Raw genomic sequence first — 6215 nt, 5'->3', positions numbered from 1 at the left:
TTTAAGTTCCGTCAAACTTTTTGGAAGTTTTTGAAGCCGCTTGGCGTCTTCATCTACCTCCAGCACCTCGAAGCTCTCACCGCCTTTCGGCGACCAACTCTTTTCAGCGCAGCCTTTGATTGTATACCGAGTTTTTGCTCGCTTTTCTCAAAGACCCCAACTTTTTGCAAAGTTCGCTTCGGTCTACCCAAACCGCTGAAAGCACTACCTGGGCAGTACCTTCAACCGACCGACTCCTGAAGAACAGAGGTCTTGGTAGCGAAGCCCTCGACTATAGCACTACTTTTGAGGGGTGGCAGGGAAAACCCGATGAATTTGCGCTTTGCCTGTTTCACCCTGCCGCTCGCCATGGATCCACCAAGAAAAAAAGAGGGCTTGCGCCCTCTTCTTGCTTGCCAGGTTCTGGCCCGACGCGCGTCACACGCGCCACTTCTCCAGCAGCTTGGCGGGGCTCAGGCTGTCATAGCCTTCGAAGGGCTGGTGAATCCAGGGGTTGGTCGGCAGGAATTCCACCGAGTAGTCGGGGGTAAAGGTGGACATGGCCTTGGTCCAGATGACGGCACTGCGCAGCTCGGTAATAGGTGCGTAGTTGGTCTTGAGCATGTCGATCACGGCATGCAGGGTGTGGCCCGAATCGGCCAGGTCGTCCACCAGCAGCACTTTGCCGGCGATCTCGCCCTTGGGGGTGGTGATGAAACGGGCGATGTCGAGGTGGCCCTGCACCGTACCGGCTTCGGCGCGGTAGGAGCTGGTGGACATGATGGCCAGGGGCTTGTCGAAGATGCGGCTGAGAATGTCGCCGGGGCGCAGGCCACCGCGTGCCAGGCACAGAATGGTGTCGAACTCCCAGTTCGACTGGTGCACCTTGAGCGCCAGCTTTTCGATCAGGCTGTGGTACTCGTCATAACTGACATACAGGTGTTTGCCGTCTTCGGTCAACATGGGCGGGGCTCCTGGGGTGATGGCTTGTAGACAAGAGGATCACACGGCAGCAGCGCCAGAGCAACCCCTCATCGCGATATAGAGGGAATACGAAAATGCGTTCTACCGTGCAGCCCACGGGCTGCGCGGCACCACTGCCCTGGCCTCGCATCGGCCAGGGCAGCGGCAAGGGGGATCAGTCGGCCACGTAGGGGTGGCGCATCATGATGGTGTGGTCGCGGTCCGGGCTGGTGGAAATGACGTCGACCGGTACACCGGTCACTTCAGCAATGCGCTCCAGGTAGCGGCGGGCTGCTTCGGGCAGCTTGGCGTATTCGGTCACGCCCACGGTGGTGTCGCTCCAGCCGGGCAGGGTTTCGTAGATGGGCGTGCAGCGTGCGATGTCTTCCGCGCCCATGGGCAGCAGGTCGATCTTCTCGCCGTCGAGTTCGTAGCCGGTGCACAACAGCAACTCGGTCAGGCCGTCGAGCACGTCGAGCTTGGTGATGCACAGACCGGACAGGCCATTGACCTGGGCACTGCGCTTGAGCAGCGCGGCATCGAACCAGCCGCAGCGGCGGCTGCGGCCCGTGGTTACGCCTTTTTCGGCGCCGATAGTGCTCATGTGGTAGCCGGGCGTGCCAGGCACTTCCCAATCGAGCTCGGTGGGGAACGGGCCACCACCCACGCGGGTGCAGTAGGCCTTGGTAATGCCCAGGATGTAGTGCAGCATGCCGGGGCCCACGCCCGAGCCGGCGGCGGCGTTGCCGGCAACGCAGTTGCTGGAGGTCACATACGGGTAGGTGCCGTGGTCCACGTCGAGCAGCGTGCCCTGCGCGCCTTCGAACAGCAGGTTGGCGCCGGCCTTGTTGGCTTCGTTGAGCTCACGCGAGACGTCGGCCATCATGGGCTTGAGCAGCTCGGCGTGGCGCATGGCTTCGGCGTACACCACGTCGAATTGCACCTTGCCGTCCTGGATATAGGGCTTCAGGGCGTCACCGAAAACGAATTGGGCCGAGCCCAGGTAAGTGGTGAGCACGTGGTTGTGCAGGTCCAGCAGCTCGCGCAACTTGGCGGCGAAGCGCTCGGGGTACTTCAGGTCCTGCACGCGCAGCGCGCGGCGGGCGATCTTGTCTTCGTAGGCGGGGCCAATGCCGCGACCGGTGGTGCCGATCTTCTCGGTGCCGCCCTGCTCGCGCGCGGCTTCACGCGCCACGTCGATGGCAGCGTGAAAGGGCAGGATCAGCGGGCAGGCCTCGCTGATGCGCAGGCGCGAGCGCACTTCCACACCGGCCTTCTCCAGGCCTTCGATTTCCTCGAAGAGCTTGGCGGCCGACAGCACCACGCCGTTACCGATGTAGCACTTGACACCGGGGCGCATGATGCCGCTAGGGATCAGGTGCAGTGCGGTCTTCACACCGTTGATGACCAGCGTATGGCCGGCATTGTGGCCACCCTGGAACCGGACAACGCCTTGCGCGCTCTCGGTGAGCCAGTCGACCAGCTTGCCCTTGCCTTCGTCACCCCATTGGGTTCCGACCACCACTACGTTGCGACCTTTGGTTGCTTTCATCTCAGACCCAATTTTCAATTGCAATTAACTCAAACAGCCTGCACGACCCACTGGCCCGCAATCTGCACCAGCTCTCGGTCACAGTGGAACTCATCGACTTCGCTCCCATGCCCAGGCAGAACACATACCACCGTCTCGCCTTGGCGGCGCAGCTCGGCAATGGCGGCGTTCACGTCGCTCGCCTCGCCCCAGGGCGCGCGGATGGCGGCCTTGAGGGCGCGCGGGGACACCACGCTCACCAGTTGCTTGATGTCCAGGCTGAAGCCGGCCGCAGGCCGGTTGCGGCCGAACACGGCACCCACTTCGTCATAGCGGCCGCCACGCACCAGCGCATCGCTGGCACCCTTGCCATAGATGGCAAAGCGGGTGCCGCTGTAGTACGCATAGCCACGCAGGTCGGCCAGGTCGAAGGTGACCACGGCGCCGTCCAACCGCGAGGCCAGCCAGCGCAGGTGCGACAGCACTTCAGCCACGCCGGCGATGTGCTTCAAGGCCTTGTCGGCCTCGGCCAGTACGGACTCGTCACCATACAGCTGCAGCAGCGCCAGCAGCCCCTGGCGCGATGCCGCAGGGAAATCACGGGTCAGCGTTGCCAGTTCGCTCGCGTCCTTGGCCGCTAGGGCGGCATGGATGCGGCTGAGCAACGGCGCATCCACCGCCACACCGGCCAGCAGGCTGCGCACGATGCGCACGTCGGCCAGGTCGATGGTGGTGTCGCGCACCTCGGCCACGCGCAGGCATTCACGCGCCAGCTGCAGGGCTTCGAGGTCGGCCTCCAGCCCGGCATGGCCATAGATCTCGGCGCCAAATTGCAGCGGCTCGCGCGTGGCATGGGGGCGGTCGGGGCGGGTGTGCAGCACGGGGCCGCAGTAGCACAGCCGTGTCACACCCTTGCGGTTGAGCAGGTGGGCATCAATGCGCGCCACCTGGGGCGTGGTGTCCGCACGCAGCCCCATGGAGCGGCCCGACAACTGGTCCACCAGCTTGAAGGTCTGGAGGTCCAGCGCTTCGCCGGTACCGGTCAGCAGGGATTCCAGGTGTTCCAGCAGCGGCGGCATGACCAGCTCATAGCCATAGCAGCGCGCCGTGTCGAGCAGCCCGCGACGCAATTCTTCGATGTGCCGCGCTTCGGACGGCAAGACATCGGCAATGTGATCCGGCAGGACCCAAGCAGACATGAGAAAAGGGGAGGCTGTTAAAACCGTGATTCTACCGGCACCGGCCAAGGCCCCTCCAACGGGGACCGACCAACAAGGCCATCAAGCGCGCGAAACACATGGAGTCACCCCGTCCCTCAGGAGGTAGCGCGGCCCAAAAAAAAACGGCAGCCCTGCAATGCAGAGGCTGCCGCTGTGCGCCTGGCGCCGCTTTTTTACTTGCGCGGGGCTGCAGGCTGCGCCGCAGAAGCAGTGCCGCCGCGGAAGGCCTTGAAGAACTCCGACGACGAGGGATCCACCACCATCACGTCGCTCTTCTTGTTGAAGCTCGATTTGTAGGCTTCAAGGCTGCGGTAGAACTGCGCAAACTGCGGGTCGCGGCCAAAGGCCTCGGCGTAGATGCGAGCGGCTTCGGCATCGCCCTCGCCCTTGATCTTCTGGGCATCGCGGTAGGCGTTGGCAATGGCGATCTCGCGCTGGCGATCGGCATCGGCGCGGATTTTTTCGCCTTCGGCCGCACCGGTAGAGCGCAGTTCGTTGGCCACGCGCTTGCGCTCGGCCTCCATGCGGCGGTAGACCGACTCGGTGATGGCCTCCACATAGTCAACGCGCGTGATGCGCACGTCCACCACGTCCACGCCCCAGGGCTTGGCGCCGCGCACGGTTTCCAGCACCTCACGCTTCACATCGGCCATCAGCGCTTCGCGCTTGAGCGAGAGCAGCTCCTTCACGGTGCGCTTGTTGATCTCTTCCTGGAAGGCATTGCGTACCACGCGGTTGAGCTGCATGGCACCGGCGCTTTCATCCAGACCGACGTTGCGGATGTACTGGGTGGGCTCGGAGATGCGCCAGCGCACATACCAGTCGATCACCACGCGCTGCTTTTCTGCCGTGAGCATGGGTTCCGTATCGGGGCTGTCCAGCGTGAGCAGACGCTTGTCGATGTAGGTCACGTTCTGGAACGGCGGCGGCAGCTTGAAGTTCAGGCCCGGCTCGGTGATCACTTCCTTGATCTGCCCGAGCGCGTAGAGCACGCCGAACTGGCGCTGGTCCACGACGAAGAGCATGGAGCTCATGAGTGCAAGCACCACCAGGAGGGTGGATGCGATAAATCCGACTCTGTTCACGAGCTGCTCCTAGCGGGATTCACGTTCGCGTGTGCGACTGCTGTCACGCGCTCGGGGGTCATTCGAAAAAGGGATCGCAGGCGCAGCCGGGACCACCGTGGTGGCCGCAGCGCTGGCGGGCGGCGCATCCAGGGCGCCTGGCGTGCCGGTGGCCACGCTCTGCATGATCTTGTCCAGCGGCAGGTACAGCAGGTTGGAGCCCTGGCGCGAATCCACCAGCACCTTGGTCACGTTGCCGTAGATCTGCTGCATGCTCTCGATGTACATGCGGTCGCGGGTGACCTGGGGCGCCTTCTGGTACTCGGCCAACACCGACGAGAAGCGCTGCGCATCGCCCTGTGCCTGGGCCACGATGCGGGCCTTGTAGGCAGCCGCCTCTTCATTGAGGCGCGATGCGGAACCCACGGCACGCGGGATCACGTCGTTGGCATAGGCCTGGGCATCGTTCTTGGCGCGTTCGCGCTCCTGGCCGGCCTTGAGCACGTCATCGAAGGAGGCCTGCACCTGCTCGGGTGGGCGCACACCGCCCTGCTGCAGGTTGATGCCCACCACTTCGACACCCACCTTGTAGCGGTCCAGGATGGTCTGCATCAGCGTGCGCACGCGCGGCGCGATCTGGTCGCGCTCTTCGGCCAGTGCCGTGTCCATGCGCATCTTGCCCACCACTTCACGCACGGCCGTTTCAGCAGCCTGGATCACGGCATCCGAGGGATTCTTGCTTTCGAACAGCCAGGCGCGCGCATCGCTCAGGCGGTACTGCACGGCGAACTTGATCTCGACGATGTTCTCGTCTTCGGTGAGCATGGCCGACTCACGCAGGCCCGTGCTCTTGATGATGTTGTCGCGGCCCACGTCGGCCGAACGGATCTGCGTCACGAACACCAGTTCATGGCGCTCGATCGGGTACGGCAGGCGCCAGTTGAAACCCGCACCCACCGTGCTCTTGTACTTGCCGAACTGGGTGATCACGGCCTGCTGGCCTTCCTGCACGATGAAGAAGCCCGTGCCCATCCAGATCACGAAGATGATGCCGGCGATCAGGCCCACGCCCACGCCCGCGCTCTTCATGTCGGGAGGCTGGAAGCCGCCGTTGCCGGCGCCCCCGGTACCGCGTCCACCACCGCCACCCTTGCCGCCAAACAGGCCGCCGAGCTTGCGGTTGAGGTCACGCCACAGTTCGTCCAGGTCCGGCGGCTGGCCATTGCCCTGGCCCTTGTTGTTCTCGCGCCCGCGGTTGCCTGCGGGGGGCTGCGCCGGCGGGCGCTCGTCCGGGCGAGCGCCTTCATCCGGCTTGTCTTCACCACGGCCCCAGCGGGGATCGTTCAGATTGAACATGCCCCGGATACGTTCTGGCAGCGAAGCCCAGCGTAGGGTGCGATTTTGGAAATTCATGCGCAAAGTCTCTGGTTCTCTGGTGGCATCGATCAAAACGGCATT

The 6215-nt window shown here is 63.8% G+C and carries 6 protein-coding genes; 1 reads left to right on the top strand and 5 read right to left on the bottom strand.

Annotation, left to right across the window (positions count from 1 at the left end):
- Nucleotides 1-240 (top strand): hypothetical protein (locus tag ASE31_RS32850; RefSeq protein WP_235514777.1); only part of this gene is annotated, 240 nt, incomplete at its 5' end.
- Between the two features lie 177 nt (nucleotides 241-417).
- On the opposite strand, the gene ASE31_RS26300 is transcribed toward ASE31_RS32850, so the two are convergent.
- The 5 genes from ASE31_RS26300 to hflK all read right to left on the bottom strand — a co-directional run bounded on the left by ASE31_RS26300 (nucleotide 418) and on the right by hflK (nucleotide 6170).
- Complete coding sequence (locus tag ASE31_RS26300) at nucleotides 418-942, bottom strand: phosphoribosyltransferase (protein ID WP_057205370.1); 525 nt, start codon at nucleotides 940-942, stop codon at nucleotides 418-420.
- A 175-nt stretch (nucleotides 943-1117) separates the two neighbouring features.
- Nucleotides 1118-2494: an adenylosuccinate synthase gene (locus ASE31_RS26295; RefSeq protein WP_057205367.1), complete on the bottom strand. Its 1377-nt coding sequence runs from the start codon at nucleotides 2492-2494 to the stop codon at nucleotides 1118-1120.
- Between the two features lie 29 nt (nucleotides 2495-2523).
- Nucleotides 2524-3672 (bottom strand): ATP phosphoribosyltransferase regulatory subunit, encoded by a 1149-nt coding sequence (locus ASE31_RS26290; RefSeq protein ID WP_057205364.1) that lies wholly within the window; start codon nucleotides 3670-3672, stop codon nucleotides 2524-2526.
- A 194-nt stretch (nucleotides 3673-3866) separates the two neighbouring features.
- Nucleotides 3867-4778: a protease modulator HflC gene (hflC, locus tag ASE31_RS26285; protein ID WP_057205361.1), complete on the bottom strand. Its 912-nt coding sequence runs from the start codon at nucleotides 4776-4778 to the stop codon at nucleotides 3867-3869.
- 9 nt (nucleotides 4779-4787) lie between these two features.
- Entirely contained in the window at nucleotides 4788-6170 is a 1383-nt protein-coding gene (hflK, locus tag ASE31_RS26280) for an FtsH protease activity modulator HflK (RefSeq protein WP_057205359.1), read from the bottom strand.
- Between the last annotated feature and the right edge of the window lie 45 nt (nucleotides 6171-6215).

The sequence above is a fragment of the Acidovorax sp. Root217 genome (genome assembly GCF_001428645.1).
Classification (GTDB): Bacteria; Pseudomonadota; Gammaproteobacteria; order Burkholderiales; family Burkholderiaceae_C; genus Acidovorax.
The sequence above is the reverse complement of the archived record's forward strand: the minus strand, read 5'-3'. Positions and strand labels throughout refer to the sequence as shown.